The sequence below is a fragment of the Sphingomonas sp. P4_D12 genome (assembly GCF_056401895.1).
This window is the reverse complement of sequence record NZ_JBFUIL010000008.1, coordinates 24,838-51,130: the sequence shown is the minus strand read 5'-3', so window position 1 is coordinate 51,130 and position 26,293 is coordinate 24,838. Positions and strand designations below refer to the sequence as shown.

At 64.1% G+C, this 26,293-nt stretch carries 25 protein-coding genes; 9 read left to right on the top strand and 16 right to left on the bottom strand.

The genetic code is table 11. From position 1 onward, the window contains the following. Window positions 1-122: 122 nt before the first annotated feature. The 4 genes from AC1DSD_RS16480 to AC1DSD_RS16465 all read right to left on the bottom strand — a co-directional run bounded on the left by AC1DSD_RS16480 (window position 123) and on the right by AC1DSD_RS16465 (window position 8,760). Window positions 123-1,586 (bottom strand): flavin-containing monooxygenase, encoded by a 1,464-nt coding sequence (locus AC1DSD_RS16480; protein WP_478031617.1) that lies wholly within the window; start codon window positions 1,584-1,586, stop codon window positions 123-125. Between the two features lie 213 nt (window positions 1,587-1,799). After that, window positions 1,800-6,008 (bottom strand): translocation/assembly module TamB domain-containing protein, encoded by a 4,209-nt coding sequence (locus AC1DSD_RS16475; RefSeq protein ID WP_478031615.1) that lies wholly within the window; start codon window positions 6,006-6,008, stop codon window positions 1,800-1,802. Further along, entirely contained in the window at window positions 6,008-8,224 is a 2,217-nt protein-coding gene (locus tag AC1DSD_RS16470; RefSeq protein ID WP_478031613.1) for an autotransporter assembly complex protein TamA, read from the bottom strand. The genes AC1DSD_RS16475 and AC1DSD_RS16470 overlap by 1 nt, the downstream gene beginning before the upstream one ends. A gap of 74 nt (window positions 8,225-8,298) precedes the next feature. Further along, window positions 8,299-8,760, bottom strand: a complete 462-nt coding sequence (locus AC1DSD_RS16465) for a MarR family winged helix-turn-helix transcriptional regulator (protein ID WP_478031611.1) — start codon at window positions 8,758-8,760, stop codon at window positions 8,299-8,301. Window positions 8,761-8,891: 131 nt separating this feature from the next. Between AC1DSD_RS16465 and hppD the strand changes: the two genes are divergently transcribed. Both hppD and hmgA read left to right on the top strand, forming a co-directional pair. Beyond that, the gene (hppD, locus tag AC1DSD_RS16460) at window positions 8,892-9,956 is read left to right on the top strand and encodes a 4-hydroxyphenylpyruvate dioxygenase (RefSeq protein ID WP_478031610.1); all 1,065 of its coding nucleotides are present in this window, start codon (window positions 8,892-8,894) and stop codon (window positions 9,954-9,956) included. Window positions 9,957-10,113: 157 nt separating this feature from the next. Then, window positions 10,114-11,397 (top strand): homogentisate 1,2-dioxygenase, encoded by a 1,284-nt coding sequence (hmgA, locus tag AC1DSD_RS16455; RefSeq protein WP_478031609.1) that lies wholly within the window; start codon window positions 10,114-10,116, stop codon window positions 11,395-11,397. A 9-nt stretch (window positions 11,398-11,406) separates the two neighbouring features. Here hmgA and AC1DSD_RS16450 read toward each other — a convergent pair whose 3' ends face one another. From AC1DSD_RS16450 to AC1DSD_RS16420, 7 genes are all read right to left on the bottom strand, one after another. Then, window positions 11,407-12,924, bottom strand: coding sequence for a hypothetical protein (locus AC1DSD_RS16450; RefSeq protein ID WP_478031608.1), 1,518 nt, complete (start codon window positions 12,922-12,924; stop codon window positions 11,407-11,409). A gap of 82 nt (window positions 12,925-13,006) precedes the next feature. After that, window positions 13,007-13,435, bottom strand: coding sequence for a hypothetical protein (locus AC1DSD_RS16445; RefSeq protein WP_478031607.1), 429 nt, complete (start codon window positions 13,433-13,435; stop codon window positions 13,007-13,009). An 82-nt stretch (window positions 13,436-13,517) separates the two neighbouring features. Then, window positions 13,518-13,916, bottom strand: coding sequence for a DUF1801 domain-containing protein (locus AC1DSD_RS16440; protein ID WP_478031606.1), 399 nt, complete (start codon window positions 13,914-13,916; stop codon window positions 13,518-13,520). Window positions 13,917-13,936: 20 nt separating this feature from the next. Continuing rightward, complete coding sequence (locus AC1DSD_RS16435) at window positions 13,937-14,164, bottom strand: hypothetical protein (RefSeq protein WP_478031605.1); 228 nt, start codon at window positions 14,162-14,164, stop codon at window positions 13,937-13,939. 34 nt (window positions 14,165-14,198) lie between these two features. Beyond that, window positions 14,199-14,609: an SRPBCC family protein gene (locus tag AC1DSD_RS16430; RefSeq protein WP_478031604.1), complete on the bottom strand. Its 411-nt coding sequence runs from the start codon at window positions 14,607-14,609 to the stop codon at window positions 14,199-14,201. Further along, entirely contained in the window at window positions 14,606-14,929 is a 324-nt protein-coding gene (locus AC1DSD_RS16425) for an ArsR/SmtB family transcription factor (RefSeq protein WP_478031602.1), read from the bottom strand. Before AC1DSD_RS16425 ends, AC1DSD_RS16430 begins: the two co-directional genes overlap by 4 nt. A 56-nt stretch (window positions 14,930-14,985) precedes the next feature. Continuing rightward, window positions 14,986-16,059, bottom strand: coding sequence for a winged helix-turn-helix domain-containing protein (locus AC1DSD_RS16420; RefSeq protein WP_478031601.1), 1,074 nt, complete (start codon window positions 16,057-16,059; stop codon window positions 14,986-14,988). A gap of 86 nt (window positions 16,060-16,145) precedes the next feature. Between AC1DSD_RS16420 and AC1DSD_RS16415 the strand changes: the two genes are divergently transcribed. After that, entirely contained in the window at window positions 16,146-16,742 is a 597-nt protein-coding gene (locus tag AC1DSD_RS16415; RefSeq protein WP_478031600.1) for a hypothetical protein, read from the top strand. 71 nt (window positions 16,743-16,813) lie between these two features. Here AC1DSD_RS16415 and AC1DSD_RS16410 read toward each other — a convergent pair whose 3' ends face one another. Then, entirely contained in the window at window positions 16,814-17,869 is a 1,056-nt protein-coding gene (locus AC1DSD_RS16410) for a serine hydrolase domain-containing protein (RefSeq protein WP_478031599.1), read from the bottom strand. A 263-nt stretch (window positions 17,870-18,132) separates the two neighbouring features. Further along, window positions 18,133-18,468 (bottom strand): hypothetical protein, encoded by a 336-nt coding sequence (locus tag AC1DSD_RS16405; RefSeq protein WP_478031598.1) that lies wholly within the window; start codon window positions 18,466-18,468, stop codon window positions 18,133-18,135. Window positions 18,469-18,669: 201 nt separating this feature from the next. Here AC1DSD_RS16405 and AC1DSD_RS16400 point away from each other — a divergent pair, with 201 nt between their 5' ends. Further along, window positions 18,670-20,127: an amidase gene (locus tag AC1DSD_RS16400; RefSeq protein ID WP_478031597.1), complete on the top strand. Its 1,458-nt coding sequence runs from the start codon at window positions 18,670-18,672 to the stop codon at window positions 20,125-20,127. Window positions 20,128-20,164: 37 nt separating this feature from the next. On the opposite strand, the gene AC1DSD_RS16395 is transcribed toward AC1DSD_RS16400, so the two are convergent. Next, on the bottom strand, window positions 20,165-20,509 hold the full coding sequence (locus tag AC1DSD_RS16395) for a DUF2794 domain-containing protein (protein ID WP_478031596.1): 345 nt from the start codon (window positions 20,507-20,509) through the stop codon (window positions 20,165-20,167). Continuing rightward, entirely contained in the window at window positions 20,509-21,198 is a 690-nt protein-coding gene (gene epsC, locus AC1DSD_RS16390) for a serine O-acetyltransferase EpsC (RefSeq protein ID WP_478031595.1), read from the bottom strand. The genes AC1DSD_RS16395 and epsC overlap by 1 nt, the downstream gene beginning before the upstream one ends. A gap of 161 nt (window positions 21,199-21,359) precedes the next feature. Between epsC and AC1DSD_RS16385 the strand changes: the two genes are divergently transcribed. Then, window positions 21,360-22,130: a sulfite exporter TauE/SafE family protein gene (locus AC1DSD_RS16385; protein ID WP_478031824.1), complete on the top strand. Its 771-nt coding sequence runs from the start codon at window positions 21,360-21,362 to the stop codon at window positions 22,128-22,130. Between the two features lie 5 nt (window positions 22,131-22,135). On the opposite strand, the gene AC1DSD_RS16380 is transcribed toward AC1DSD_RS16385, so the two are convergent. Continuing rightward, window positions 22,136-22,648, bottom strand: a complete 513-nt coding sequence (locus AC1DSD_RS16380) for a MarR family winged helix-turn-helix transcriptional regulator (protein WP_478031594.1) — start codon at window positions 22,646-22,648, stop codon at window positions 22,136-22,138. Window positions 22,649-22,747: 99 nt separating this feature from the next. Between AC1DSD_RS16380 and AC1DSD_RS16375 the strand changes: the two genes are divergently transcribed. Genes AC1DSD_RS16375 through AC1DSD_RS16360 form a run of 4 tightly spaced genes read left to right on the top strand, consistent with a single transcriptional unit; the run spans window position 22,748 to window position 26,175 of the window. After that, window positions 22,748-23,230, top strand: a complete 483-nt coding sequence (locus AC1DSD_RS16375) for a DUF3237 family protein (RefSeq protein ID WP_478031592.1) — start codon at window positions 22,748-22,750, stop codon at window positions 23,228-23,230. A gap of 9 nt (window positions 23,231-23,239) precedes the next feature. Continuing rightward, on the top strand, window positions 23,240-24,907 hold the full coding sequence (locus AC1DSD_RS16370; RefSeq protein WP_478031591.1) for a CocE/NonD family hydrolase: 1,668 nt from the start codon (window positions 23,240-23,242) through the stop codon (window positions 24,905-24,907). Next, entirely contained in the window at window positions 24,904-25,353 is a 450-nt protein-coding gene (locus AC1DSD_RS16365; RefSeq protein WP_478031589.1) for a DUF3237 domain-containing protein, read from the top strand. Before AC1DSD_RS16370 ends, AC1DSD_RS16365 begins: the two co-directional genes overlap by 4 nt. 42 nt (window positions 25,354-25,395) lie before the next feature. Beyond that, window positions 25,396-26,175: an IclR family transcriptional regulator gene (locus AC1DSD_RS16360; protein WP_478031588.1), complete on the top strand. Its 780-nt coding sequence runs from the start codon at window positions 25,396-25,398 to the stop codon at window positions 26,173-26,175. Window positions 26,176-26,293: the final 118 nt, after the last annotated feature.

The window sequence follows — 26,293 nt, the reverse complement described above, 5'->3', positions numbered from 1 at the left end:
GCGAAAATAATCCGTCACCCCAGCGAAAGCTGGGGTCTCCAGCAGTATCGCGATGCCGCTTGAGACCCCAGCTTTCGCTGGGGTGACGACTAGCTCCGACGGTTACCTCCAACGGTTATTTCCTAAGCCGCCTTCTTCGCCGGCTTCGGCACCGGGTTGGAGAATGTCATCTCGTCATCGACCGACCCGAACTTCAACGCCATCAAATCGCGAACGTAATTCTGGTGGACCCGCCACGGCTTGCGGTCGCCTTGGCGCGGAAATTTGTCGATCGAGCGCTGGACATAGCCCGAGGTGAAATCGAGGAACGGCTCCTCCCCCACCGGCGCTGAGGGCTGCGGCGTCGCCTGGCGCAGCCCGCGCTTCCGCATCGTGTTGAGCAAGCGACAGACATAGGCACAGGTCAAATCGGCCTTCAGCGTCCAGGACGCGTTGGTATAGCCGAACGAGGACGCCATGTTCGGGATGCCCGAATACATCATGCCCTTGTAGTTGATCGTCCGCGATAAATCCTTGGCCTCGCCGTCGACCGAGAATTGGACATCGCTCAGCAACTGCAGTTCCAGACCCGTCGCTGTCACGACGATATCGGCGGGAAGCGTTGTGCCGGACTGGAGGCGAATGCCGTCGGGCACGAACCGCTCGATCGTGTCGGTCACGACATCGGCCTTACCCTCGCGGATCGCGCGGAACAGGTCGCCATCGGGCACCAGGCATAGCCGCTGGTCCCATGGATTGTAGCGCGGAGTGAAATGCGTCTCGATATCGTGATCGGGCAGCTCGGCGCGGACCATGTCGATGATCCGCTCCTTCGCCTTGGCCGGATATTTCCGCGCCTGGTTGAAGAAGAACAGCCCGAACAGCACGTTACGCCAGCGCACCAGGCCATAGGCCAATTTGCCGGGCAGCTTGGTGCGCAGCCAATTGGCCAGCTTATCCTCGGCCGGCCGCGCGACGATATAGGTCGGCGACCGCTGCAGCATCGTGATGCTTTCGGTCTGATCGGCCATGGCGGGAACCAGCGTCACCGCGGTCGCGCCCGAGCCGATCACCACCACTTTCTTGCCCGAATAATCGAGATCCTGTGGCCAGAATTGCGGATGGACGACGCGTCCCTTGAAATCCTCGACGCCGGCAAAATCGGGCGAATGACCCTTGGCGTAATTGTAATAACCCGAGCACATGAAGAGGAAATTGCAGGTCAGCGTGATCGGTCCGTCGGCGGTATCGGCCTCGACGGTCCAGCGCGCCTCCTCGGTCGACCAGGACGCTTTCTTGACGTGGTGATTGTAGCGGATGTGCTCGTCGATGCCGTATTGGGTCGCCGTTTCCTTGAGGTATTTCAGGATCGCGGGTCCGTCGGCGATCGCCTTCGCATCGGTCCACGGTTTGAACGAATAGCCCAGCGTGTACATGTCCGAATCCGAGCGGATGCCCGGATAGCGAAACAGGTCCCAGGTCCCGCCCATCTGCGGCCGCCCCTCCAGGATCGCATAGCTGCGGTCCGGGCTCTGCGATTGCAGATAATAGCCGGCACCCACGCCGGAAATGCCCGCCCCGACGACGAGGACGTCGAAATGCTCCATATGTCTCACCTCTCCGCCATACCGGATATTCGATTCCGGGCGGGTTGCAAAGAGGCTGTTTACATGGGTGTCAGTTAGAAGCGGCCGACGCACCTCAATCCGTCGTCACCCCGGCCTTGTGCCGGGGTCCACTTCTCCAAAACCGAGATGGGGTGTTGTTGCGCGGTGGATGCCGGGACAAGCCCGGCATGACGTTCGCGATTGGGGAAATCGTCAGAAATCCTTCTGATATTTGACGCTCGCGCCAGTCCCGCTGAACGACCCCGTCTGCGACAGGATGCTGAGGCTCTTGGTCAGCGCGATCTCCAGCTGGGTCGCGGTGAAGCCCTTCGCGTCGGTGATGATCTCCACATAGATATTGTCGGTGATGTACTTGCCCGCCGCGAGTGCCGTGCCGCGGCCGCTGGCCTGGTCCGCGCCCAGGATCCGCAGGCGGTCGATGCCGGCAGCCCCGCGCAGCTTGCCGAGCGGATTGAGGCCCCCACCCCCGCCACGCAGCGAATTGAGCGCGGCGGCAAGCTGCAGCGCCTCGATCGCCGACAGATTCTGCGGGCTCGATCCGAACAGCAAACGACTCAGCACTTCGTCCTGCGGCAAGGCGGGCGACGAGGTGAAGGCCACTTGCGGACGCTGGCCGGTGCCGGTGATGTTGATGATCGCGTTGATGCCGTTGGTCGTGGTCGAGGCGGAGATATCGAGCGTCGGGTCGGACAGCACGCCACCGCTGAAGCGGACGTTACCGCGATTGATGTCGAACCGCTTGCCCGCGAAATTATAGGTACCGCGCACGATCGTCGCGCTGCCATTGACCTTCGGCGTCGTCGCGGTGCCGGACACGCGCATCGCCAGACTCCATTCGGATTCGAGGCCCATGCCCTCGACAAAGACCTGGTCGTTGGCGCGGATGCGGATATCGAGCGCGAAATTGCTCGGCGGCTTGGGCGCGATGTGCGGCCGCGGCGGGTCGCTCTTGCGGCGGATGCCCTTGAGTTCCTCGACTTCGGCCTGTCCCTGATAGACCACCTGATAGCGGGCGTTGGGAATGGTCAGGTCGCCCTTGACCAGTCCGCCGTCCTTGCCGTTGGTCACGGTCAGCGTGCCGGTGGCGGTTGCTCCGAGCGAATCCCCGCTCGCCAGCGTGGCCCTGTTGAGTTTCGCCGTCAGGCTCATCGGGAAATTCTGGTCGGCCGACAGGCCGACCCAGCCGCTCGCCTCGACCGTGCCGTCGCCCGCTTTCGCGTTGAGTTGGCTGATGTCGAACCGGTCGTTGGTGAAGCGACCCGCGAGCTTCATCTGCGTCAGCTTGGTGCCGTAATTCGAGTTGATATAGGTCAGATTGTCGCCGCGCACGATGCCGTTGAGCTGCGGCGTGCCCAGCCGACCGGAGAAATCCGCCGCGACGACTACCCCGCCAGCGACCTGCTGGCCCGACAGGCCAGAGAGCGAGAACAGCACGCCGGACGGCCCGTTATAGCGGATCCCGCCCGACAGCGGCGCGGCATAGAGCCGGTCCATCCAGCTCGCGCCGCCGCCCAATGGCGCCAGCCGCGCCTGCAAGCGGCCGACCGTCGTCGCCCCGCGCTTGACCAGCGCGCGCATATCCCCGCCCGCCTCGGTCAGCCGGCCGACCACCTGGATATCGACCGGCTCGGACACGATCACCGCGCTCGATCGCGTGAAGTTCGTGATCGTCAGACGCGTATCGATATTGGGCACGTCCGCGCCCGCGGCCTGGACGTAATCCACGCTGCCGGTCGCGCTGCCGTCGATGCCGAGATTGGGGAACAATGCATTGGCCACCGACAGATCGAGCTTGTCGAGCCGCGCCTGCATCGACAGCCCCTTGCCATAAGAGCCGGCGATCCGGGCGCTGCCCTTGTCGAAATCGACCTGGCTCGGGAGCAGCCGGTATTCGCCGTCCAGCGGCTCGATCTGCGCCGCCCGCGGCGTACGGAAGCCGATCCCGTTGGCCTTGCCCGATACCGCCACCAGCCACAATTTGGGCTGGAGCCGGGCATTGATGCCCATGCTGAACGGCACGCCCGACGACCCCGCCAGCACTGCCTGGGCGGTACCGCTGCCGTTCGAATAATCGATCTTGGCGCGTGCCGCCTGGAACACCGTCGCGCCATAGCGCATGTTGCCGACCTGGATGTCGGCCAGCACGCGCGGCGCGTTCGGGTAGAGCACCACGCTGGCGCTGACGATCGCGCGCCCGATGGTGAAATCCAGATTGCCCGGGATCGTGGCGTTATAGGCGCGCGCGGCGATGTCGGCGCGCTGCACCTTACCCTCCGCGCCGAGCGTGGCGGTGCCGTTGATCCCCGATCCGGCGAATTGCAGCTTGCCCGCGAATGGTCCCGCCGCGGTCTGTTGCAGCGCACCGGTCAGGTTCATGCCCGCGAAGGTACTGCCCTGATTGACCTGGATCGCCAGCGTCTTGCCGCTGCGCACCAGCACGTTGGCGGCGAACGGCCCGTAATTGGTCGTACCCTTGGCGACGATGGCATAGCCGTCGCCCTTGCCGCGGATCGTGGCTTCGAGCCCGGCAAGGCCGACGCCGACGCCCGGGCGCGGTGCGTGAATGACGATCACTGGTGCGGCCGCCGTCCCGGTTACCCGCGCGTTGATCGGGCCGTAATCCTTCGAATGCGCGTCCCCGCTGAACGTGATCTGGCCGTCGGGGCGATAGCTGCCGGACCCGCGATAGATGCTGAGGCGCGGCGCGGCGAGCTTGACGTTGGAGAAGGTGAAGACCCCGTCGGTGCCATAGCCGATATCGCTGGTGACGATCGCCTGGCCGCCGAGGAAGCTTTCCGCGCCCGAATTGAAGATGCGCCGCGTCCTCGCCGCGATCCGCCCTTTGATCCCGAAACCGCCCTTGGGCATCGACACCAATTTGGCGTCGGTGGTCAGGTCGACGATGCCGATCCCGTCGATCGTGTAGTTGTTGACCCGCCCCTTCAGCGCGCCGGTATAATGGCCGCTGGGCAGATCGGCGACGACGATCGCGGTGGCGTCGATCTTGTCGGATTTGAGCTTCAGATTGTCGGACAGAAGCTTGCCGTTGGAATAGGCGAAGTCACCGACCGCGGTGACATTGGTCAGCAAGGCGCCCGCTGCCGCGTTCATTCCGGTGATGCGGCGCGCCCGCGCATTGACCGGGATCAGGACGTGCTTGGCATCGACCGTCGCTTTGCCCGACGCGGTCAATCCCTCGAGCCCAGTACCGCCGAATGCGATCGACGCGGCGCTGAGATTGTAGCCGATGGTCGGGGTCGCGAACGGCCCGTCGAGCGTCCAATGCGTCATCACGTCGCGCCCGGACAGATTGGGCAGCATCGCGCCCGGCGTCAGCAATCGCGCGTCGATCACGAAATTGCCGAACTTGTTCTCGCCGAGATCGAGCAGTCCGCTCGCTGCCACTGCCAGCGCGTCCGACTTGAGCGTCATTCGCGTCGTCGCCTTGCGCTTCTCCAGGGTCGAGACGATGTCGACGTTCAGCCCCGGCGCGGTCAGCCGCTCGACCGGCCCTTTCAGGTACAGCCCGGGATGGGTCACACCCTTGATCGTGAAGGTGCCGTTCTGCGCGCCGAGATCGAGATCGGCGAGCGACTGGCCGTTGAGCGCGGCGACGCCCTTCCCTTTCCACGACTTCCAGTCGCCGGCGCCGCTGATGCGGATCGCCATTGGCGCCTTGACCCCGGTCATGCTCGCGGCGACGCCATCGGCGGGCGCGTCGAACCTGACGCGGATGCCGAGCTTGTTCGCGTCGGGCTGGGCGTCGAGCACCAGCCGCAACCGATCGCCACCGGCAACCCCCGGCCCGCGCACCGCATCGGCATTGGCGATCAGTTGCGCGCGGCGGTCGGCGATATGCGCGACGCCGTCGAGCCGGATGATGTGTTGCTGTCCAGTCACCGGCGCCTTGAGCAGCAGCCGGTCGACCTTCAGGCTGCCGATATCGATATCGATATCGGGCAGGATCGGCGTGTTCGGCGCGCTGGGCAGTAACGACGGCGACCGGTGCATCACCACGGTCGGCGCGGCCATCGAATTGACGTCGATATGGTTCCACAGGAACTGGAACGGGTTCCAGTCGATCGTCGCGGTCGGCGCGGTCAGGAAAATCCCCTGGGGATCGCTGACCCTGAGGTCGAGCAATTCCATCTTGCCGTAGATCGAGCCGCGGATCCGCCCGACCTTGATGTTGAGCCCGGTTTCGGTCTTGTAGCTTTCCAGCCGCGAGACGATGAAGCGGTGGCCGGGCGCGGTGTCGAGCCCGAAATAGACCATCGTCAACAGCGCCAGGATCGCAACGCACAGGATGACGATGCCGCGCGCGAGTTGCAGCCACCACGGCCGCTTCACCACGATGATGTCGCTCTCGGGAGTCTCGACTGGGGTGGTTTCGTCGACCATCAGAAGGCCTGACCGATCGAGATGTAGAGCGCGATCCGCGAGTCACCCTTGCGCTTGTTGAGCGGGGTCGCGACGTCGACCCGGATCGGCCCGAAATTGGTGTAGAACCGCCCGCCTATGCCCGCGCCGAATTTCCAGTCGGTGAATTTGGGCATCGAGCTGGCGTAGGAATTGCCGGCATCGATGAACGGCACGATGCCGTAATTGCCGAACCGATAGCGGGCCTCCAGCGCGAATTCGTTGACGCTGCGCCCGCCGACGGGATCGCCATTGGGATCGAACGGCCCCAACCGCTGATAGCCATAGCCGCGCACCGACCCGCCACCGCCGCCATAATAACGCCGCGACGGCGCGAGGTCGTCGCGCGCGATGCCCAGGATCGATCCGACTCGCCCGCGCCCGGCGATCACGATGCTGCTCGTCACCGGATAATAGACGCTCGCGTCGATCTGGGTGCGGGCATAGGGACGGATCGGCCCGCGCACCGATGTTTCGGGGCTGAGCGTCAGTTTCAGACGATAGCCCTTGGTCGGATTGAGCAGATCGTCCGACGTATCCCATTGGATGTTGAGCGGCAGCGCGGCGATGAAATAGGTGCCCCGTTGGCGCTTGCCGGCGTTGAAATTATAGACGCTTTCGTTGGTCCCGGTCAGCTCGAAGCCATAGCCATACGTGATCCTTTTCTGCCAAATCGGCGTCGAATCGTACGAGACGCGGCCGAACAGCGACAGGGTCGCGGCGTCGAAGGCATCGTAATTGTTATGCCCCGCGCTGAGCCCGAACGACAGCGTGCGATCGCGCTGATTCCAGTTCGAGCGGCGGAAAGTGACCGTGCCGCTCTGTTCCTGCGTGCCGGCGACCGCGCCGACGATGAACGCGCCTTCGGGCGGGAAAGCATTGCGCGCGGTGAAGGTGCCTTCGAGCTTGATACCCTCGCCGGTGCTGTAGCCCCCGGTTGCCGCGATCGACCGCGTCCGCCCGACCCGCTGGGTCACCGCCAGGTCGACGATCCGGGTACCGTCGGGCGCGGTCTTGCCGGTATCGACCGGCTCGACCGTCACGGTCGAGAACAGCCCCGTCGCGACCAGCGCTTTCCTGAGATCGTCGACCTTTTCGGTGTCGTAGAGCTGGCCCGGCTTGAAGCGGCGCAGGAGGCGGATGTGATCGGGTCCGAAGGCAAGCCGCCCGCTCGTACTGACATCGCCGAAGCTCGACCGCGGTCCGGTGTCGACCGGCAAGGTGTAATCCCCGGTAAAGGCGGCATCGTCGAGCAGGATATCGCGTGTGCCCAGATGCACGAACGGATAGCCGTTACGCCCCATCTCCAGCGTGACATTGGCCTCGGCGCCCTGCACCCGGACCGCATCGATCGGCTCGCCGACCCTGAGCGGTAGGTTTCTGGTGATCAGGTCGCCCGGCACCACCGGCTGCGAATCCACATTGATCGACGCGAACGTATATTGCTTGCCCGGCACCGCGTTGATCACCACGCGGACGCGGCCGGGCTGGTTGGGGATGCTCTCGACCGACGACAAAGCGGTTGCGTCATAATAACCGCGCGAATGCATCAGCCGCACCGCCAATGCCTCATCCTCGCGTCCGCGTGCCGCCACCATCGCGGCATTGGCCGCCTTGCCGCCGCCCTTCTTCAATGACGAGAAGGTTTTGAAATCACCGTCGAGGCCGAGGTCGCCGAGACCGTTGACGACCGTGTCGTAGCGTATCTCCGCGCTCTTGCCGCCCGGCACGTCGGCGACTTCGGTCACCGGCGTCGTATTGTAGCTGTCGAGCGTCGGCAGCGGCGCGGCGAGTTCGGGCGCGGGCTCGGGTGCCGGCGGCAGCGTTCCCGGCGGCACGTCGGGCGCGGGCGTTGCTGGCGGCGTGATGCTGGGCGGCGCCTTGTCCGCGGTCTGCGGGGTGAACGGGGCTTCCTGCGGGATCGGCTCGAGCGGCGCGTTGATGTCGTTCGACAAAGGCGGCAGCGACTTGTCGAACTGGTCGTCGGGCACGATCGGCTTGTCGCCGAGCGGATCGCTGGTCGGGGTCGGCACCGGCTTGGGCTCGCCCGATTGCCGCGCCTGTTCCTGGCTCGAAGGGTCGGCCGGCGCGCTGCTGTCGGTGCGCGCCGGCGGGTTAGTCTGTTGCGCGACCAACGCTCCGGGAACAACGGCGCACGCCGCGATAGCCAGACAACAATGCGATACAAGACGCGACACGACGGCCCCTTTTCGGGGATCGTCCTTCGCCCCCTTCGCGCCTGCCAACGCGCCACAGCCCGATCGGTTCACCCTCAATCCGCTCCGACGCCTTCGGGCGCGACTTCGCTGGCCGCCGCTTCGATGCGATCGAGCATCGCCGACAAGGCAAGACGTTCGCTGGCGTCGAGCTGTTCGAGCACCTTGGCCTCGAGCTCCAGCGCCTTGGGCGCGACCTGATCGTAGAGCAGCCGGCCGGTGGCGGTCAGCGCGAGCAGATGCGATCGCCTGTCGCCTTCGTTCGGCGCGCGCGCGACCAGCCCGCGCTCGACCAAAGCCTGCGCCGCCCGGCTCACCGTCACCTTGTCCATCCGCGTCGCCACACCCAGCGCCTGCTGCGTGATCCCCGGCCCTTCCGCAATAACCGCGATCAGGCGCCATTCGGGGATGCGCAGCCCGAACAGCCGGTCATAAGCGGTCGCGATCGCCGCGGACACGCGGTTGGACACGACCGAGAGCCGGTAGGGAAGGAACTGATCGAGCTTCAAATCGGCCATTTCCGGGCACTTTGCGGTGTTCGCCCGCGCGAAACAAGCGTTGCGTGACATGCGTTCGGGACGGTGGACGCCACCACTGAAACACGATATAGTTTCATCTGAAACGACTTTTCCCCCTGGAGCATGTTCCGATGACCGACGCGCACGACAATCCGATGGGCCTGGACGGGTTCGAATTCGTCGAATTCACCTCGCCCGACCCGGAAAAGATGGCCGATCTGTTCGAGAAAATGGGCTTTACCCATGTCGGCACGCACAAGTCGAAGAATGTGCGCCGCTATGCCCAGGGCGACATCAACTTCCTGCTCAACATGGACGATGCCGGCCAGGTCGCTGGCTTCCGCAATGCCCACGGCCCGAGCGCCAACGCGATGGCGTTCCGCGTCGCCGATGGCGAAAAGGCGCGCGACCTCGCGCTGGAGCGCGGCGCCACCGAAGTGAAGGGCGAACACGGCCCGGGCGAGCTCGACATTCCGGCGATCGAGGGAATCGGCGGCGCCAACCTCTATCTCGTCGATGCCAAGTCGAAGATCTACGAGACCGATTTCGTCCCCACCGGCGCCGGCGTCGACGACCATTCGGTCGGGCTGCACACGCTCGATCACCTGACCCACAATCTCAACCGCGGGCGGATGGATTATTGGGCGAATTATTACGAGCGGATCTTCAACTTCCGCCAGATCCGCTATTTCGACATCGAGGGTCAGTCGACTGGCCTGTTCTCCAAGGCGATGACCGCGCCCGACGACAAGATCCGCATTCCCTTGAACGAAAGCCAGGACGAGCATTCGCAGATCGAGGAATTCATCAAGGATTATAAGGGCGAAGGCATCCAGCATCTGGCGCTGGCGACCGACGACATCTTCTCGACGATCGACCAGCTGCGCGCCAACGGCATCCGGTTCCAGACCGCGCCCGACACCTATTTCGACCTGATCGACAAGCGCCTGCCCGGCCATGGCCACGACGTCGCCGAGATGCGCAAGCGCCACATCCTGATCGACGGATCGCCGGAGACCGGCGGTGGCTTGCTGCTGCAGATCTTCACCGAGAACATGGTCGGCCCGATCTTCTTCGAGATCATCCAGCGCAAGGGCAATGACGGCTTCGGCGAAGGCAATTTCAAGGCGCTGTTCGAGAGCATCGAACTCGACCAGATTCGCCGCGGCGTCGTGCCGGCGAAGGCGGAGGCTTGATCAATACAGCCCCTCCCTTTCAAGGGAGGGGTTGGGGTGGGTCGCGAGCACAGCGAGCGTCCTGCCGTAGAACCGAAGCGACGCCGGGGCATCGAGCCCCGTCGCCGCTGCCCCACCCCTAACCCCTCCCCTGAAGGGGAGGGGCTGGAGAGTAGCGATGCCCGACTACCAAACCGGCTTCGGCAACCATTTCGCCACGGAGGCGATTCCCGGCGCCCTCCCGGTCGGCCGCAATTCGCCGCAAAAGCCCGCTTTCGGCCTCTACACCGAACAGCTGAGCGGCACCGCCTTCACCGCGCCGCGCCACGAGAACCGCCGCACCTGGCTCTACCGCCTGCGTCCCTCGGCCGCGCACCCCGCCTTCATCCGCTATGAAGGCGCCAAGCGCTTCGCCCCCGGCCTGAGCAAATCCCCCCTCGCCCCCAACCGCCTGCGCTGGCGGCCGCTCGAAGAGGCAACCGACGCCGACTGGCTCGACAGCCTGACGACGATGGTCGTCGCCGGCGACGGCCCGCGCACCCAGGCGGGGGTGGCGATGCATCTCTATCACGCCACGCGCGACATGACCGACCGCGCCTTCGCCTCGGCCGATGGCGAGCTGCTGATCCTGCCCGAGCAAGGTGCGCTGCTCCTGCTGACCGAAATGGGCCGGATCGACCTCGCGCCGGGCCAGGTCGCGGTGATCCCGCGCGGCGTGCGCTTCCGCGTCGAACTGCCCGACGGACCCGCGCGCGGTTATGTCGCCGAAAATCACGGCCAGCCGTTCCGCTTGCCCGACCTCGGCCCGATCGGATCGAACGGCCTCGCCAATCCCCGCGATTTCGAGACCCCGGTCGCCTGGTTCGAAGATCGCGAAGGTGATTTCGCGCTGATCCAGAAATTCGAGGGCGCGTTGTGGGAAACCCAGCTCGGCCGCAGCCCGCTCGACGTCGTCGCCTGGCACGGCAATTACGCGCCGTACCGCTACGATCTCACTCGCTTCAACACGATCAACACGGTCAGCTTCGATCATCCCGATCCGTCGATCTTCACCGTGTTGACCTCACCTAGTGACGTGCCCGGCACCGCCAATGCCGATTTCGTCATCTTCCCGCCGCGCTGGATGGTCGCCGAGGACACGTTCCGCCCGCCCTGGTTCCACCGCAACACGATGAGCGAGTGTATGGGCCTGCTCTACGGCGCTTATGACGCCAAGGCCGACGGCTTCCGCCCCGGCGCGATGTCGCTCCACAACCAGATGTCGGGCCATGGCCCCGACCTCGCCTCGTGGAAAGGCGCCAGCGACGCCGAGCTCAAGCCGCACAAGATCGACGGCACGATGGCCTTCATGATCGAGAGTCGCTGGGTGTTCCATTGCACTGACCATGCGTTGGAAACGAGCGCGCTCGACGAGGATTACGATCAGGTCTGGTCGGGATTCCCCAAGGCGGAATTGCCCTAGCGCTAACGATCAATCGTCGTCTTCGTCGCCTTTGGTCAGAAGGGCCTTGGCCTCCTCCGCCTTGCCGGCATCGATCAAGTGCAGTGCATCAAGCGGGATGTTTTTGGCGCGCAGGCTGTGCGGAGTGAAGGCAATTGGCTGGAGCAAGGTGCGCGCAGTGGCCGCGTCGCCGTCCAGCAGGAATTGCTTGGCGAGCGCCATGCGGACATCGTCGCTCTCCGGCGCCAGGACGGCGGCGCGCATCAGGCCTTTGATCGCGCCCGGGCTGGGCTTGGTCTTGGCGCTGACGAAGCTCATATAATAGAGATAGAGCGGCATGACCTGATTGGGATCGGCGCGGTTCGCCTTGAGAAACCAGGCACGGGCTGCCGTCCACACAGCGGGATCGCTGGCCTTCGCTTCGTGTGCCCGGGCGATCCCAACGCTTCCCTTCTGGAGGAGCGCCAATACCGAATTGGGATCGACCGCCAGTGCCTTGTCGGCCGCCGCGTCGGCCTTGTCGAAGCGCCTCGCCACCGTCTCGATCTCGGCAAGCTGTGCCGCGACCACCGCGTCGTCGGGATAACGCTTAGCGATGCCTTGCGCGCTCTGAGCAAGACCGATGCGATACAATTTTGTCCCACCGGTCCGCATCGCGGCATAGACCGGCAGCATCGCCGCTTCCCCGGGAGTCAGCGTCGTGACGACGGCGGACACCGGTTTGCCCGGCGGGACCCGAAGCGGCGCCAGAAGCAGACTTCGTCGATAGCCGCTGAGTTCTTTGTCGAGCGCCGCCAGATCGCCGAACGCCTGTTGCGCGGCCTTGAGGCTCGGCACGCCTGCGTTCATTGCCGAGAGATAGGCGGCAAGCTGGCCACGACGCTCCGGCTTGAGCATCAGATAATGGGTCAGTAGCCATCCATACCCATAGATCAGATCGGGATTGTCGCCATATCCGTACTGGTTCGGATCAAACAACCGCTTCAGCGACGGTTTGGAACCGTTCAGCAACCCGTCGCCACGGTAATTGGCCGGATAGCCGATGATCAGCGACCCGTCCTTTTCGAATGACGTGTTGGCGTTGAATTCGGCGAAGCCTTCCTGGAACCAATAAGGATAGGCGATCGGAAAATTCGTCGATACGAAATGGTGGGTATATTCGTGCAACAGCAGTGCCTGTGAACTCCACCCTCCCGTCTTTGCCTTGCGATCGATGTTGGGAAGGTGGAGCGTCATGATGAACGAGCTGTCGGTCCGCGCCGAATAGAAGCCTGCCGTGGCGGGACAGCGGCACGCAGCAAAGAACAGGCCTTCCTTGAACGCGTAGATGGCGACGGGGCGCAGATGCTGATCGGGGTTGTCGGGCACGCCGTAGAGCAGGCGCAGCGCCGCATCGAACCGCTCCAGCCGCACCGCGAAATCGCGCGCATTCTCTTCACTGTCGTCGATTGTCAGGATGAAATGATCGGTTCGCGCGTGCCGCCATTCCGCCCTCGCTGGCGACATTATCGCCAGGATGAGCCCGATCATCACGATCAGCCTGCGCATTTTTCCCCCTCGAGAAACTACCCCGTTTCCGCATGATAGGCGAACAATAGCGGTCGAGGAAGGGGCGCGGCCCGCAGGGCCCTCAGGCCGGCAACACCGTCATCGCTCGCCAGCTTATCGCGATCAACACGGCCGCGAGCACCAGCACGCCGATCATCATAGCGAGGCTGCGCCGACCGGTAATGATCATCCACAATCCATAGGTGATCGATCCAAGCCCGAACACGATCACCGCGGCGAACACGGTCAGGATCGTCTTTCCCTGCTCCGCGGTGCCGGTGAAGGTGGTGCCGCCGGTCAAGTCCCCGGGGTGCGCCATTGCGGGGGCGAGCACGGTCCAGAGATAGCTCATCAGCCCGACGAGGAAGACACCGCAGGCGAGCAGCAACCAGCCCAGCGCGCGTATCGTGCGCGGCGTCCGCATCTTGCCGCCGCAATTGGGGCAAGGGTTGACGGTCCCCTCGACCTTGGTGCGGCATGACGGCGCAAGACAAGTGCTGAAGGCTGGCATCGATTTCCCCTTTTTGAACCGAGCGGTAACCAGCCGGACAATCGCACGACGGGTTGACGAGTCAACGCCGGGAAATCGACATTCAGCGCTTCTTGCCGCCCCCGTTCGCCGCTGATGCCGCGCGGACCAGTGCCTTGAACGCTTCCTCGTCGATCGCGTCACCCTCGTGGAAGTCGATCGCGCGGCGGACATTGCCGTCCAGGCTCGAGTTGAACAATCCTTTGGGGTCGTCGAGCGCCGCGCCCTTGGCGAATGTGGTCTTGACGCCGTTCTTGTAGGTCTCGCCAGTGCAGGTGATCTTGCCATTGGCGTACCAGGTCGGCACCCCGCGCCATTTCCACTCCTCGACGACATCGGGCTCGGCATCGCGGATCAGGACACGAATCCGCGCCAGCGTCGCGCCGCGCCAGTCGCCCAGCGACGCGATCCGGTCATCGATCAATTCGGACGGCGATTTGGCGTCTGCTTCGGTCGTGGCCATCATTCTTCCTTCTCGATCGCTCAGGCGGCGTCGCGTGCGGGCGACGCCGTCCGGCTCTTCGCCAGATAGGGCAGCGCGAACATATAAAGGCCGGTTATCATCAACAGGATCAACGGAAAAAGTGCTGTCAGCCCGACCCATGTCGCCTGGCGGCCCAGCACCAGCATGACCGTATTGAAGATCACCGCCACCACGAAGACGATCGACGTCCAGCGGTGAAACTGCCGAATAGCCGAATTCCCGTTCATCCCTTCCTCCCTATGTGCTCGAAAAACATGCCGATCAGTCGATCCGCGCCACGACCTCGTCCAGATTGGCGAGGAATTTCTGCCAGCCGAACTTGGCGCCGGCGAAGGCCTGCTGCTGATCGGGGCGGAAACCGGCCTGCTCCATGCGCACGTGCGTGCCGGCGGCCGATGGCGTCAGCGTCCAGGTGACCACGCTCTCCAGCCCCATCGCATCCCAGCTATAGGCGAGCGCCCGCTGCGGCTCGACCTCGAGCACCTTGCAATCGACCGATCCCCAATCGCCGCTCAGCGTGAAGCGGTGATCGAGCGTCGGCACGAAATCGTTCTTCATCAGCCATTCCGCGATCAGATGCGGCTGGGTCAGCGCGCGCCAGAGCTTGTCGGGCGCATGCGCGAACTCGCGTTCGATCACCACGGAACGGGTTTCGGTCGAAGTCGTCGTCATTGGTCCATCCTCTTGAGCAAATTATCGAGATCGTCGAACCGGCTTTCCCAGAATTCGGTCATCTGGCTGGTCCAGTCGACGAGGGGTGCGAGCGCCTGCCGCCGCGCGGTATAATGGGTCTGGCGCCCCTCATGCCGATCGAGCACCAGCCCGGCCTTTTTCAGCACGCCGAGATGCTTGGACACCGCCGGCTGCGAGACACCTGCCATCGCGGTCAGTCCGCCCACCGTCTGCTCGCCGCCACGGCACAGCCGCTCGAAAATCCCACGACGCGTGGGATCCGCCAGGGCGCTGAAAATAACGTCGTGTTGAGTCGACATAAATATATAACTCGCTGGCTATGGATACGACCCATAACCGCGAGGTTATATATCAGTCAAGTGGTGACGTGCAGCCGCTCGCGCGCCCGAAGCAATGCGCCGACGATGCAGGCAGCGAACAGCGCGCCCTCCACGCCCCCGGTCACGACTTGTGTGACCAAACCGAAGTCCTGATCGCCCACCAATATGCCCAACTGACCGAGCCGCAGGTGCGAGCCAGGAAAGGTTCGCGCCAGCAGATCCAGACTGCCGCCCATCAGCCTCCCGCCCAATAGCGACACCAGCACGCCACCCACCGCTCCGACCAGACCGGCGACAGCGATCCTGCGCCGCATTGAGCCCGATCGCGGCCGGCCGGCCAGCCATGCGCCCAGCCCCACCGCGCCACCGAGCAACAGCCCCTCGGGCGCGCCGGCGATGCCGCCCGGCGATCGGCCGAGCAGCAAGCTGAACGCATCGAGGCCAAGTAGCTTGACGATCCCGCCGATCGCCATGCCGCCAAGCGCTCCACCGACGATGGTCGACCAACCGCGCCGGGTGAAACCAGCCGCGGCAATCCCAAAGCTCACGCCGGCGCCGCCGACCAGCGCCACCACGATAGTCAGCCACAGCAGCACGAACAGCACCGACGCCCCGCCGCCGGACTCGAGCGGCTGCGATGCTGCGACGAAGCCGTAGAACAGCCCGCCGATCGCGCCGGCGATGCCGGCCCCGATCGTTCCCGCGCCGCCGAGCAACACGACCTCACGCCAGGAATAGGAAGAGGTCGGCGGTATCGGGGTCGCCGCTGTCGGCTCGATGCTCGCCTGCTCTACCCAGTCGACCGGCGCGACGAAACGATAGCCGTGCTTGGGAATGGTTTCGATGAAGCGCGGATTGGCCGCGTCGTCGCCGAGTTGCCGCCGCAGCGTCTTGACGCATTGGGTCAGGGCTTCGTCGGTGATCGGCACGCCGCGCCACACCTCATCCAGGAAGCGATCCTTGGTGACGAGCTTGCCGCTTTCCCGCAGCAACAGGACGAGCGCATCGAAATAGCGTGCGTTGAGTTCGACCACGGCGCCGTCGCGCATCAGCCGGCGCTGGGCCGGGTCGAGCTCGAAACCGTCGAAGCGAAAGCTGCCGGACGCCATTTTTCAGCGAAACCTCAGGAGTTGCTCATGCCGCTCACCGGCGAGTCCGTCAGGATGATGTCTCATTCAAGCATGGAGGCGACGTGATGGCAAAGGCGATTGAGCGCGGAGGTGGAATGAACCCCTGGAGGGTTGCGGGCTGGAGCATCGCCGCGCTGCTGCTGCTGTTGCCGCTGGTGGCGATGCAATTCACGCGTGAGGTCAACTGGACGCCATTCGACTTCGCTTTCGCCACGGTGATGATTGGTGGAGTCGGCATCGCGTTCGAGTTGACGGTCAGAGCCACACGCAACAATGCCTATCGCAGCGGGGTCGCGATCGCGCTGGCCGCAGCGTTCCTGCTCATCTGGATCAACGGCGCGGTCGGTATCATCGGCGACGAGGATAACCCGCTCAACCTGCTCTATATCGGCGTCATCGCCATCGCGTTCGGCGGCATGGCCTGGGCGCGCTTCCGGGCGAGTGGCGTGTCACACGCGATGACGATGGCGGCGATCGCCAATGCCGCGGTCGGCGTGGTCGCGGTCTTGGCCGGCCGAAATGAGCCGCCCGGTATCGTCGGACTGATCGTGCTGAACGGCTTCTTCGTCTTGCTGTTTCTGGGGGCGGCGCGGTTGTTCGGCATCGCGGCGGCAAGCGGCGGTACGCCGAACGAGGCCTATCCGAGCACCGACGCTTCGTGATCGCAACGCCACGCTATTTTGTGTCGCGGTTAGCATGCCTCCACGTCCGGAGATGTCATGCGCGTAACGGATTAATGCGAAGAACGCTTCGGGATAAGCTTATGGTAGATTTCTTCGCTGATGAGTTTGGCACTCACGCCCTCGACATTGCTCAAGACGATTACCGTTACATCTGACTCCGGGTAATAGGCCATTTCGCTGTTGAACCCATTGATATTGCCGCCATGCTCGATCTGATGAATGCCATCCCTAACGTGATTCCAGAGACCAAAAGCATATTCGTCCTTCACCGGCTCCGTCATAAGCTTGCTATCTTGCGGCGACAGAATCCGGCCCCCAAACAGCGTGCGCTCCCAAGTGAGCAGATCGCGGCCCGTAGCCACCAGGCCGCCGGCCGAGAATGGAACGCTTTCATCCATGTAGTTGGCGTTAGACAACGCGTTCGCCTCATTGCGATAGCCATCGGCACGGTGTGGCATGATCCGATTTACCGAATCGAACGCCGTCCCTTTCATTCCCAGCGGCGCAAAAAGGGTCTCCCGGAGAAAGACCGCATAAGGTTTCCCCGACACGTCTTCGATTAATTTGCCGAGAACCAAATAGTTCGTGTTGCTGTACCGCCATTTTGACCCTGCCGCGAATTCGGGGCTCTTATCCGCCACCAGGGCTATCAGCTCGCCCGGCTTGGTCGGTTGGCGGGATACGGCCGAAAATCTCGGATCGCTGGTATAGTCCGGCAATCCCGCGGTCTGATCGAGTAATTGCTGGACAGTCACCTTGCTCCACGTCGCCGGAAGGTCGGTAACATAGGTAGAGACGGTCGCGTCGAGTGCCACCTTTTTGTCGGCAACCAGCTTCATCACGGCAGCCGCTGTAAATTGCTTCGTCATCGAGCCAATGCGAAAGCGCGTATCAGGCGCAAAAGCGACGTTCCATTCGACATTGGCGTAGCCGTAAAAGCGATCAAACAGAATGGTGTCGCCCTTCGCTACAAGGACTTGCCCCATGAACGACTTGTCAGCCACGTGCGCTGAACGATCGCATCCAGGTTGGCGGGTGTTATCAACGTCGTGGGGAGCGGCGCCGTGCCGGCCATCAGAGCAGCGGCTACCGTGCTCTTGATCCATCCCATCCCAATTCCTCTCTGGTCGTCGACTGCCGCTCAAAGGCATCACTCGGATCATGGGAAGTCAATCACTGGAGGCGATCCGCCCGTCGGCAAATGGCGAGCGTCCGTTAAAGGGACTTCGGAATCGGAGGCTGCCGTTCGCCTTTCCACCCACTTCGCGCCGTTCGCGGTGGGCAAAGCGAGCCGGCGGGAAGTACCCCAAAAGGCTATCGCGCCGCTTTCCACCAGGCAGAGCCTTTCGTCTGCGACCTCAAGATTGGGCTATAGATATCCATAGGTTCGCAGCAGATAGGTAGTGCCCAGCATTCCGCCGAACCCTGCCACGGTGCACGCTAGAGCTATCAAATTGCCGAAAAGGGTCAGGCGCTTCTTCTCCGCGTTACGCGTCAGGGCTTCCGTTCTCGCGCCGAATATCATCATCGTCAGGCCGATTATGATCAGCGGTCCCACCAAGAAGGAAGCGAGCGACCAAGTGCTGATCTCAGGAACACCCTGCTCGGCCAGCCGGAGGCGATCGAAAGTGGTGGGCCATGATATCGCAGCGCCGGCCAAAACGCAGGCAATGCCGGCAAGCCGGGTTTTTACATCGGGATTCATCCATCTCTCCGGTAAAATGCGCTACCGAAGCTATGCTATCGAGTGACTATTACGCCAGCAATCGTAATTGCTTGCCGCAGGCGTATCAGCAGGTTTCCACCATTCTCGAACGTCTCCGTTCGACCGCGACCCTACTGTTTCCGGGGCAGAGTGGTTTCGGTTCTCCCTTGAGGAAGCAACGTAATCGAGCAAGGAGGCGCGATGAAGTTCACTGAATATGCGGCCCACGATGCCGTCGGCCTGGGGGAATTGATCCGGCACGGTGAGGTCTCGCCGCTCGAGGTCGTCGACGCCGCGATCGAAGGCATCGAGCTTTATGATCGCGAGATCAACGCCGTCGTCTATCGCGCCTTCGACGAGGCGCGGGCGGCTGCGGCCGGACCGCTGCCGGAAGGTCCGTTCACGGGTGTTCCCTTCCTGGTGAAAGACTTGCTGCTGCAGGTGGAGGGTTGGCCGCGTACGTCGGGCAGCCGCTACGCCGCGAATGCGGGCTTCACGGATGCCCAGGACAGTGGCCTGATGCGCCGCTACCGGGCGAGCGGGGTCGTCCCCCTGGGTAAGACCAACCTTTCGGAGTTCGGGATCGCCGGCACGACGGAAGGGGCACTGTTCGGGCCCTGTCGAAACCCCTGGGACCTCGGACACATTGTCGGCGGATCGTCGGGCGGTTCGGCGGCAGCGGTGGCGTGCGGCATGGTGCCGATGGCGCATGGCGGCGATGGCCTTGGCTCGATCCGGATTCCCGCCTCATGCTGCGGCCTGGTCGGGTTGAAGGTGACGCGCGACCGCAATCCGGATCTGCCCGACGGCTACGATTTCGCGCAAGGCAATGTCGTAGAGCACGTGATCACCCGCACTGTCCGCGATACCGCGGTGATGCTCGACGTGACCGGCAATCCGGAGCCGGGGTCGCCCTATGCCATCCCGCCGAAGGAACGGCCCTATGCGGACGAAGTCGGGCGCGATCCGGGACGGCTCCGCATCGCGTGGTCGGGCGGGACGCCGCTCGCGCGCGCGATTCATCCCGACGTGCAAGCAGCGCTCGAGGATACCGCGCGATTGCTCGACGGGCTCGGCCATCACGTGGAGGAGCGCGCGCTCGGCACCAATACGCTGAGCGACTATGTCGCCAATCTGCCGCTTGCCGGCGCGAACTTCGCTGCCGGCATGAAGCGGATGATCGAGGCGATTGGGCGCGAGCCGGCAGCGGACGAGCTGGAACCGCTGAGTTGGGCAGTACTCAACGGCGCGCGCTCGGTGTCGGGTGTCGACGCGCTCTACAGCGCGCAGGAACGCCGGATGCGAGCCCGAACGACGCTTCGCTTTTTCGAGGATTGGGACGTGTTCCTATGCCCGGTGATGGGCACTCCACCGCCCAGGATCGGCTATCTCGATCCGATCAACGTGTCGGCGGCAGACATCCAGACGCGAAATGGCGAGGTCTATCCTTTCGCCGCCCCGTTCAACTTCACCGGTCAGCCCTCAATCTCGCTGCCGCTCGGCCAATCGCGTGAGGGTTTGCCGATCGGAATGATGTTCTCGGCGCGTTACGCCGACGAAGCGACACTGATCCGACTTGCCGCCCAGCTCGAACAAGCCTGCCCGTGGCATGATAAGCGACCGAAGCTCGGCGGGTGGGTAAACGGCGAGCAAACTTGACCGCCGATTCTCGGGGGCGCCGTTTATGGCTCCCGGCCTAATCCTCGATCAGCTTCATCAGCCGCCGTTCGATCGGCGCCAGCACCGGGCCGAGTTCATGGCCGCGCTTCACTACCTGGCCATGTTCGGCGATCAGCGCCCACATCCCCTGGCGATTGCGCAGATCGGGGCGTTTCTCGATCCTGAATTCGGGGCGCTCGGCGGTGCGGCGGAACGCGGCGAACACCGCCGCGGCGTGGCCGAGCTCGATCGCATAATCGCGCCAATGCCCGGCGGCGACCATGCGACCGTACAGGTCGAGGATGCGGGTGAGTTCGAGCCGCTCGAAGCCGATCTGGCTTGGTTGGCGGCCAGACAGCGGAAACGGCGTGACCGTTCCCATCAGGCGCGATCACGCTCCGGCAACTGGGCAGGCTCGTGTTCAGCAAGCAAGGCGTCGAGCCGCTTGCGCAATGTCTCGATCTCGCAGCGGAGCAACTCGACCTTCTGCGTCTGCGGATCGAATATCTCGCTGCACGGCGTGCCGTAGGCGAGGAACGGCTTTTCGCCCTTCCCTTCGACCATCGTCGGCCGCGCCGGGATGCCGACCATCACCGCGCCCTCGGGTACGTCGCGCGTGACGACTGCATTGGCGCCGATCCGCGCGCCGACCGCGACCGTCACCGGCCCCAGCACCTGGGCGCCGGATCCGATGATCACATTGTCCTGGATCGTCGGGTGGCGCTTGCCGGCGACGCCGTCTGCGGGATTGGTCCCGCCGAGCGTGACGCATTGATAGATCGTGACATTGTCGCCGATCACCGCCGTCTCGCCGATCACGGTGAAGCCGTGATCGATGAAGAAGAACTTGCCGATCTTGGCACCCGGATGGATGTCGATCGCGGTGAAGAAGCGCGCGATATGGTTCACCCAGCGCGCCAGGAAAAACAGCCGCGCATTGTACAAGGCATGTGCGATACGGTGATAACCGAGCGCCCAAACGCCCGGATAAAGCAGGATTTCCACGTTCGATCGTGGCGCTGGGTCGCGCGCCCGAATCGAGTCGAGATAAGCCCTGAGGCCAGCAAGCATTGGCGCGTCCCCTTCGCCGATTTCGCTATATCTAGGACGCCCGGCTGACGATTTCCATAACCGCCCTGTCGCAACTTCGTCGGAGAAAAGCCCATCTTTGTTGTAGGAATTAGGTTCGCGCGTCATGCAACGGACAGGGCCCCGGGGAGTTTGCGCTGTTGATGGTCGATGTTTCGCTGGCCTCGATCGAGGCGATCCTGCCGTTCATCGCGATCGGGTTCGCCGCACAATTGGTCGATGGCGCGCTGGGCATGGCGTTCGGCCTGATCAACTCGACATTGTTGATCAGCGTGATGGGCCTGCCGCCGCGCGTTGCCTCGGCCAGCGTCCATGCGGTCGAGACCTTCACTACCGCGGCGTCCGGCATCAGCCATGTCCTGCACCGCAACGTGAACTGGCGGCTGTTCGCGCGGCTGGTGATCCCCGGCATGATCGGCGGCGTGCTTGGCGCCTATGTGTTGTCGTCGGTCGACGCCTCGATCGCGCGGCCGTTCGTGATGGCCTATCTGAGCGCGATCGGCCTTTATCTGCTGTTTCGCGCCTGGCGCGGTCGGGTCGAACCGAGGACGCCCAAGGTGATCGAACCGCTCGGGCTGGTCGGCGGCTTTCTCGACGCGGCGGGTGGCGGCGGCTGGGGTCCGGTGGTGACGAGCAACCTGCTGGTGCAAGGCGCCTCGCCGCGCGAGACGATCGGCACGGTCAACACCGTGGAATTCTTCCTGACGACGACGATCTCCGCGACGTTCATCTTCACCTTGGGATTCGCCGCTTTCACCCTGCAGACCTTGGGTCTCCTGATCGGCGGGCTGCTCGCGGCGCCGCTGGGCGGGTGGCTGGCCAAGAAGGTGCCGGCGCGTCCGCTGATGGCGATGGTCGGCGTGCTGCTGACGCTGACCAGCGCGTTCTCGATCTATCAGGCCCTGGCGCGGTAGCGCTCTTAGACGTCGAACATCTGCGGGGCGCTGTCGATGACGCGGCGCGTGACCTTTTCCAGCGCGGCATTGAGCGCCACCCGCTCCGCGTCGCTCAGATCGGTGAGCCATTGCTCATAGAATTTGCCCCGCGCTCCGCGGATGGCGGCGTGGACCGACTTGCCCGCTTCGGTCAGCGACACCAGGCTGCTCTTGCGATTGCGCGGATTGGCCTCGCGCTGGACGAAGCCGCGCTGCTCGAGTGACGCGACGGCCCGGCTCACTTCGGCCCGGTCCGAATAGGCGACGCTGGCCACTTCCGCGGCGCTGCACTTCCCGATCATTTCGACATGCGTCAGCACCCGCCATTCGGCGAGAGAAAGCTGTGCCGTATCCCGGACATGCTGCGCCGTAACCCGATCGATCATCTTGCTGAGCAAAAGGATGCGATAGGGAATGTGCGAGGGGCCGAATTCGAACGATGGTCGGCTGGACTTCGCCTCCGTCGGTGGTTCGGTACGGATGATCTTCTGCTGCATCGCGATTTTGTAGCCGCCAGAATCGCTATTGTCTTCTCGCCGTGAGGTATCGCGCCTGATCGTTGACAAATCAACAAATGCGGCGTTTATCCGCTGTCCATGAGCGGACACCATCCTTTCGCGCCGGGGCTCGACTACGCCTTCACCATCTCGATCACGCTGTCGAAGCCCTATTGGATCAAACCCGGCGCGCGCGGCGACACGCGCGCAGCAATCTACGCAGCAGAGGGCACGGTTGAAGGGCCGCGGCTCAATGGTCGCGTGGTCCCCATGTCGGGCGGCGATTTCCCGCTGTCGCGGCCGAACGGCGTGATCGATTTCGACGCCCGTTACCTGCTCGAGGCCGACGATGGCGCGATCATCTATCTCGAAAATCGCGGGTTTCGCTGGGCGCGAAGCCCCGAGATCGCCGAGAAGATGCGTCGCAACGAGCCGGTGTCGTTCGACGATTATTATATGCGCGTCACCCCGCGCTTCGACGCGCCGGCGGGTCCGCATGAATGGATGTCGCAGCACGTGTTCGTCGGCGTGGCGGAAAAGGTGCCGAACGCCAACCGGATCCATTATTTCGTCGTCTTGTAGGGAGGCAATGTGCGTTTTCGGCCGCTGATGCGCGCGGGGAGCGACCCTTTCGGTCACCCCACCAAGCCGCCTTTGCCGCCGGCCGACTTCTCCTGCCGGACCGAACGCGGCCTGACGATCGAGCGCAATTGCCGCATCCCCTTGCGCGATGGGGTGGAAATCTTCGCCGATCTCTATCGCCCTGAGGGCGCGATGGCGAACGTGCCGCTGCTGTTGGCCTGGGGCCCTTACGGCAAGCATGCGCTGACCAACCGCGTCTTCTGGCCGCGCTCCGGCGTGGACCCGGAATGGCTGTCGGAGCTGACCCCGTTCGAAGGGCCAGACCCGGTCTGGTGGGGCGGGCACGGTTATGGCGTGGCAGTGGTCGACCCGCGGGGCGCCTGGCTGTCGGGGGGCGATTTCCACCACAATGGCATCCAGGAAGCGGAGGATTGCGCCGACGCGATCGAGTGGCTCGGCCGATTGCCCTGGTCGAACGGACGGGTCGGGATGACCGGCGTGTCCTATCTTGCCAACATCCAATATCTGGTCGCGCCGCTGCGCCCGGGGCCACTCGCCGCGCTCAATCCATGGGAAGGGTTTTCCGACTGGTATCGCGAATTCGCCTATCATGGCGGCATATTGGAGACGAACTTCCTGCCGCGCGCCTGCGACAACATCCAATGGTCGCTCAATCGCACCGAGGATAGCTGGGCCAATATCGTCGCCCACCCGCTGATCGACGATTATTGGCGCTCGAAGGAGCTCGACCTGGAGGCGATAGGCCAGCCGGCTTATGTCGTCGCCAGCTGGTCCGATCAGGGGCTGCATTTGCGCGGCACGATCGAGGCGTGGCGCCGGATGGGATCGGCCGAGAAATGGCTCGACATCCATGGCCAGAAGAAATGGGCGCATTATTACCGGCCCGAGAGCCGCGCGCGCCAGCTCGCCTTTTTCGACCATTATATGCGCGACCGGCCCACGTCCCTCGCCGCCTGGCCGAAAGTGCGGATCGAGGTGCGCGAACGGCATGGCGTGGCCGAGGAACGCGCGGAGAATGAATGGCCGCTCGCGCGCACCGACTATCGCCGGCTCGCGCTCGACGCGGCGAGCGGTACGATGGACGACGATGCGCCGAGCGAAAGCGAGGTCCGGTATCCGGCATCCGACGGGCGCATCTGCTTCGACTATCTTTTCGCCGAAGCGACCGAGATCACCGGCCATGCCAGCCTGAAGCTGTGGGTCGAAGCGGTCGGGAGCGACGACATGGACCTGTTCGTCGCCCTGCAGAAGATCGACGCGGCGGGCGAGCCCGTCGGCTTCACTTTCTACGCCTTCTATGAAAACGGTCCCGTGGCGCTTGGCTGGCTGCGCGCCAGTCACCGGGCGCTCGACCCCGAGCGTTCGCGCCCGGAACGGCCGGTCCATCGACACACCAGCGAAGACCGGCTCGCGCCCGGCGACTGCGTGCCGGTGGAGATCGAGATCTGGCCGTTCTCGGCTCGCTTCGCGGCGGGCGAGACATTGCGGTTGATCGTCGCGGGGTCGGACATCTATCCGAAGGAGGAAGGCGTGATGCTACCGTTCCCGCTTCACCAGCAGACGCGCAATGCCGGCACGCATATCATCCGCACCGGCGGCGCCTTCGATTCCGCGATCCTGCTTCCCGTCATCCCGTCAAAGGACTCCTCGCAATGACCGCCGCGGACTGCACGCTCGAGCATGTTTTCGACATCGAAGTCTTGTTCGGCGCCGACCGGCACATCTTCGGTCCGCTGCCCGGCGGCGGCAGCCAGGGCTATACCCCAGCGATCGGCGGCACGATCAGCGGACCGCGCCTTTCGGGCCGCGTGGTTCCGCATAGCGGCGCCGATTATGCCCTGGTCCGCGACGACGGCACGGTCGAACTGAGCGCGCATTACATGCTGGAGGCGGATGACGGCACGAGCATCTATATCCAGAATCGCGGCTACCTCGTGCGGGCCGCCGCCGGCAGCGCGCAGCCATCCTATTTCCGCCTGACGCCTTATTTCAGGGTCCCGGCGGGGCCGCACGACTGGCTGTCGCGCACCGTGATCGTGGGCGGCGGCGAACGGCGGACGGCGCCCGATCGGTCGCTGTTCCGCTATTACGCCCTGGTGTGACGGGATGAGGCAAAGCGGCCCGCTCCGAGCTATGGTCCGCCGATGAACTCGACTGGACCCAAGGCACCGAGCGGTGCAGCCGACAGGCTTGCCTATCTCCTCAAGCTCGTCGCCGCGGGACCGCCTCAGTTCACGCTCGGCGAGCTGGCGGCCGGCGCCGGCTTGCCGGCAAGCTCGGTTCATCGCCTGCTCCAGGCGCTGGTACGATCGGGCCTGGTCGAGCGCGGCCATGGCCAATCCTACCGCCCCGGGCGCGAGCTGCATCGCCTGGCCTCGCAGCTCGTGGCGCGGTTCGACCTCGTCCGCTGCGCGTCGCCACTGCTGGAGGAACTGGTGACCCAATGGCACGAAACGGCGGTCTTGTGCACCTACAGCCCGTCGGCGCGCGCCGCGATCATCGCCGATGTGGTGATGACCCCTCACCCGCTGCGCTTCGCGGTCGAGCGCGGGCTTGAGGTTCAATTGCCTTGGGGATCGCTTGGCCACGCCATCCTCGCCTTCCTGCCATATGGCGACGCGGAAGCGATCATGCGCGAGGCCAAGGTCGGACCGTTAAGCGGTCGCCCGCGATCGTCGCGCCCGGAGATCGAGGCGGAGCTGCAGCAGATCCGCGAACGGGGCTTCGCCCGCTATTTCGATCCACGCTATGACATCGCCGGTATCGCGGCGCCCGTGTTCGGCGCCTTTGGCGAGATTTTGGGCTGTCTCGGCGTGACCATGCCGTCGAAGCGATACCAGCTCCATCTCGAAGACGATCTCGCCACGGCAGTGCGCGCATCCGCCGAGACCCTGAGCTCAATGGCTGCGATCTCGCACAGCTGATCACGCATCTTCCGTATTCCGGAATTGAGCTTCCGGAATTTGGAATTGCCTTGACAGTTGATTGTTCAACATGTCCATCTCCACTTCGGCGATGCCGCAAAGGCACGCGACGAACCCT

What these genes read in the sequence shown, in the direction of transcription:
- AC1DSD_RS16365 (WP_478031589.1), top strand. Translation starts at nt 24,904, where the DNA reads ATGACCGCCGCGGACTGCACGCTCGAGCATGTTTTCGACATCGAAGTC.
- AC1DSD_RS16465 (WP_478031611.1), bottom strand. Translation starts at nt 8,760, where the DNA reads ATGGCCGATTTGAAGCTCGATCAGTTCCTTCCCTACCGGCTCTCGGTC.
- AC1DSD_RS16375 (WP_478031592.1), top strand. Translation starts at nt 22,748, where the DNA reads ATGAGCGGACACCATCCTTTCGCGCCGGGGCTCGACTACGCCTTCACC.
- AC1DSD_RS16440 (WP_478031606.1), bottom strand. Translation starts at nt 13,916, where the DNA reads ATGGCCACGACCGAAGCAGACGCCAAATCGCCGTCCGAATTGATCGAT.
- AC1DSD_RS16405 (WP_478031598.1), bottom strand. Translation starts at nt 18,468, where the DNA reads ATGAATCCCGATGTAAAAACCCGGCTTGCCGGCATTGCCTGCGTTTTG.
- AC1DSD_RS16360 (WP_478031588.1), top strand. Translation starts at nt 25,396, where the DNA reads ATGAACTCGACTGGACCCAAGGCACCGAGCGGTGCAGCCGACAGGCTT.
- AC1DSD_RS16420 (WP_478031601.1), bottom strand. Translation starts at nt 16,059, where the DNA reads ATGGCGTCCGGCAGCTTTCGCTTCGACGGTTTCGAGCTCGACCCGGCC.
- hmgA (WP_478031609.1), top strand. Translation starts at nt 10,114, where the DNA reads ATGCCCGACTACCAAACCGGCTTCGGCAACCATTTCGCCACGGAGGCG.
- AC1DSD_RS16385 (WP_478031824.1), top strand. Translation starts at nt 21,360, where the DNA reads ATGGTCGATGTTTCGCTGGCCTCGATCGAGGCGATCCTGCCGTTCATC.
- AC1DSD_RS16475 (WP_478031615.1), bottom strand. Translation starts at nt 6,008, where the DNA reads ATGGTCGACGAAACCACCCCAGTCGAGACTCCCGAGAGCGACATCATC.
- AC1DSD_RS16430 (WP_478031604.1), bottom strand. Translation starts at nt 14,609, where the DNA reads ATGACGACGACTTCGACCGAAACCCGTTCCGTGGTGATCGAACGCGAG.
- AC1DSD_RS16380 (WP_478031594.1), bottom strand. Translation starts at nt 22,648, where the DNA reads ATGCAGCAGAAGATCATCCGTACCGAACCACCGACGGAGGCGAAGTCC.
- AC1DSD_RS16395 (WP_478031596.1), bottom strand. Translation starts at nt 20,509, where the DNA reads ATGGGAACGGTCACGCCGTTTCCGCTGTCTGGCCGCCAACCAAGCCAG.
- AC1DSD_RS16480 (WP_478031617.1), bottom strand. Translation starts at nt 1,586, where the DNA reads ATGGAGCATTTCGACGTCCTCGTCGTCGGGGCGGGCATTTCCGGCGTG.
- AC1DSD_RS16415 (WP_478031600.1), top strand. Translation starts at nt 16,146, where the DNA reads ATGGCAAAGGCGATTGAGCGCGGAGGTGGAATGAACCCCTGGAGGGTT.
- AC1DSD_RS16425 (WP_478031602.1), bottom strand. Translation starts at nt 14,929, where the DNA reads ATGTCGACTCAACACGACGTTATTTTCAGCGCCCTGGCGGATCCCACG.
- AC1DSD_RS16450 (WP_478031608.1), bottom strand. Translation starts at nt 12,924, where the DNA reads ATGCGCAGGCTGATCGTGATGATCGGGCTCATCCTGGCGATAATGTCG.
- AC1DSD_RS16400 (WP_478031597.1), top strand. Translation starts at nt 18,670, where the DNA reads ATGAAGTTCACTGAATATGCGGCCCACGATGCCGTCGGCCTGGGGGAA.
- AC1DSD_RS16435 (WP_478031605.1), bottom strand. Translation starts at nt 14,164, where the DNA reads ATGAACGGGAATTCGGCTATTCGGCAGTTTCACCGCTGGACGTCGATC.
- hppD (WP_478031610.1), top strand. Translation starts at nt 8,892, where the DNA reads ATGACCGACGCGCACGACAATCCGATGGGCCTGGACGGGTTCGAATTC.
- epsC (WP_478031595.1), bottom strand. Translation starts at nt 21,198, where the DNA reads ATGCTTGCTGGCCTCAGGGCTTATCTCGACTCGATTCGGGCGCGCGAC.
- AC1DSD_RS16445 (WP_478031607.1), bottom strand. Translation starts at nt 13,435, where the DNA reads ATGCCAGCCTTCAGCACTTGTCTTGCGCCGTCATGCCGCACCAAGGTC.
- AC1DSD_RS16410 (WP_478031599.1), bottom strand. Translation starts at nt 17,869, where the DNA reads ATGGATCAAGAGCACGGTAGCCGCTGCTCTGATGGCCGGCACGGCGCC.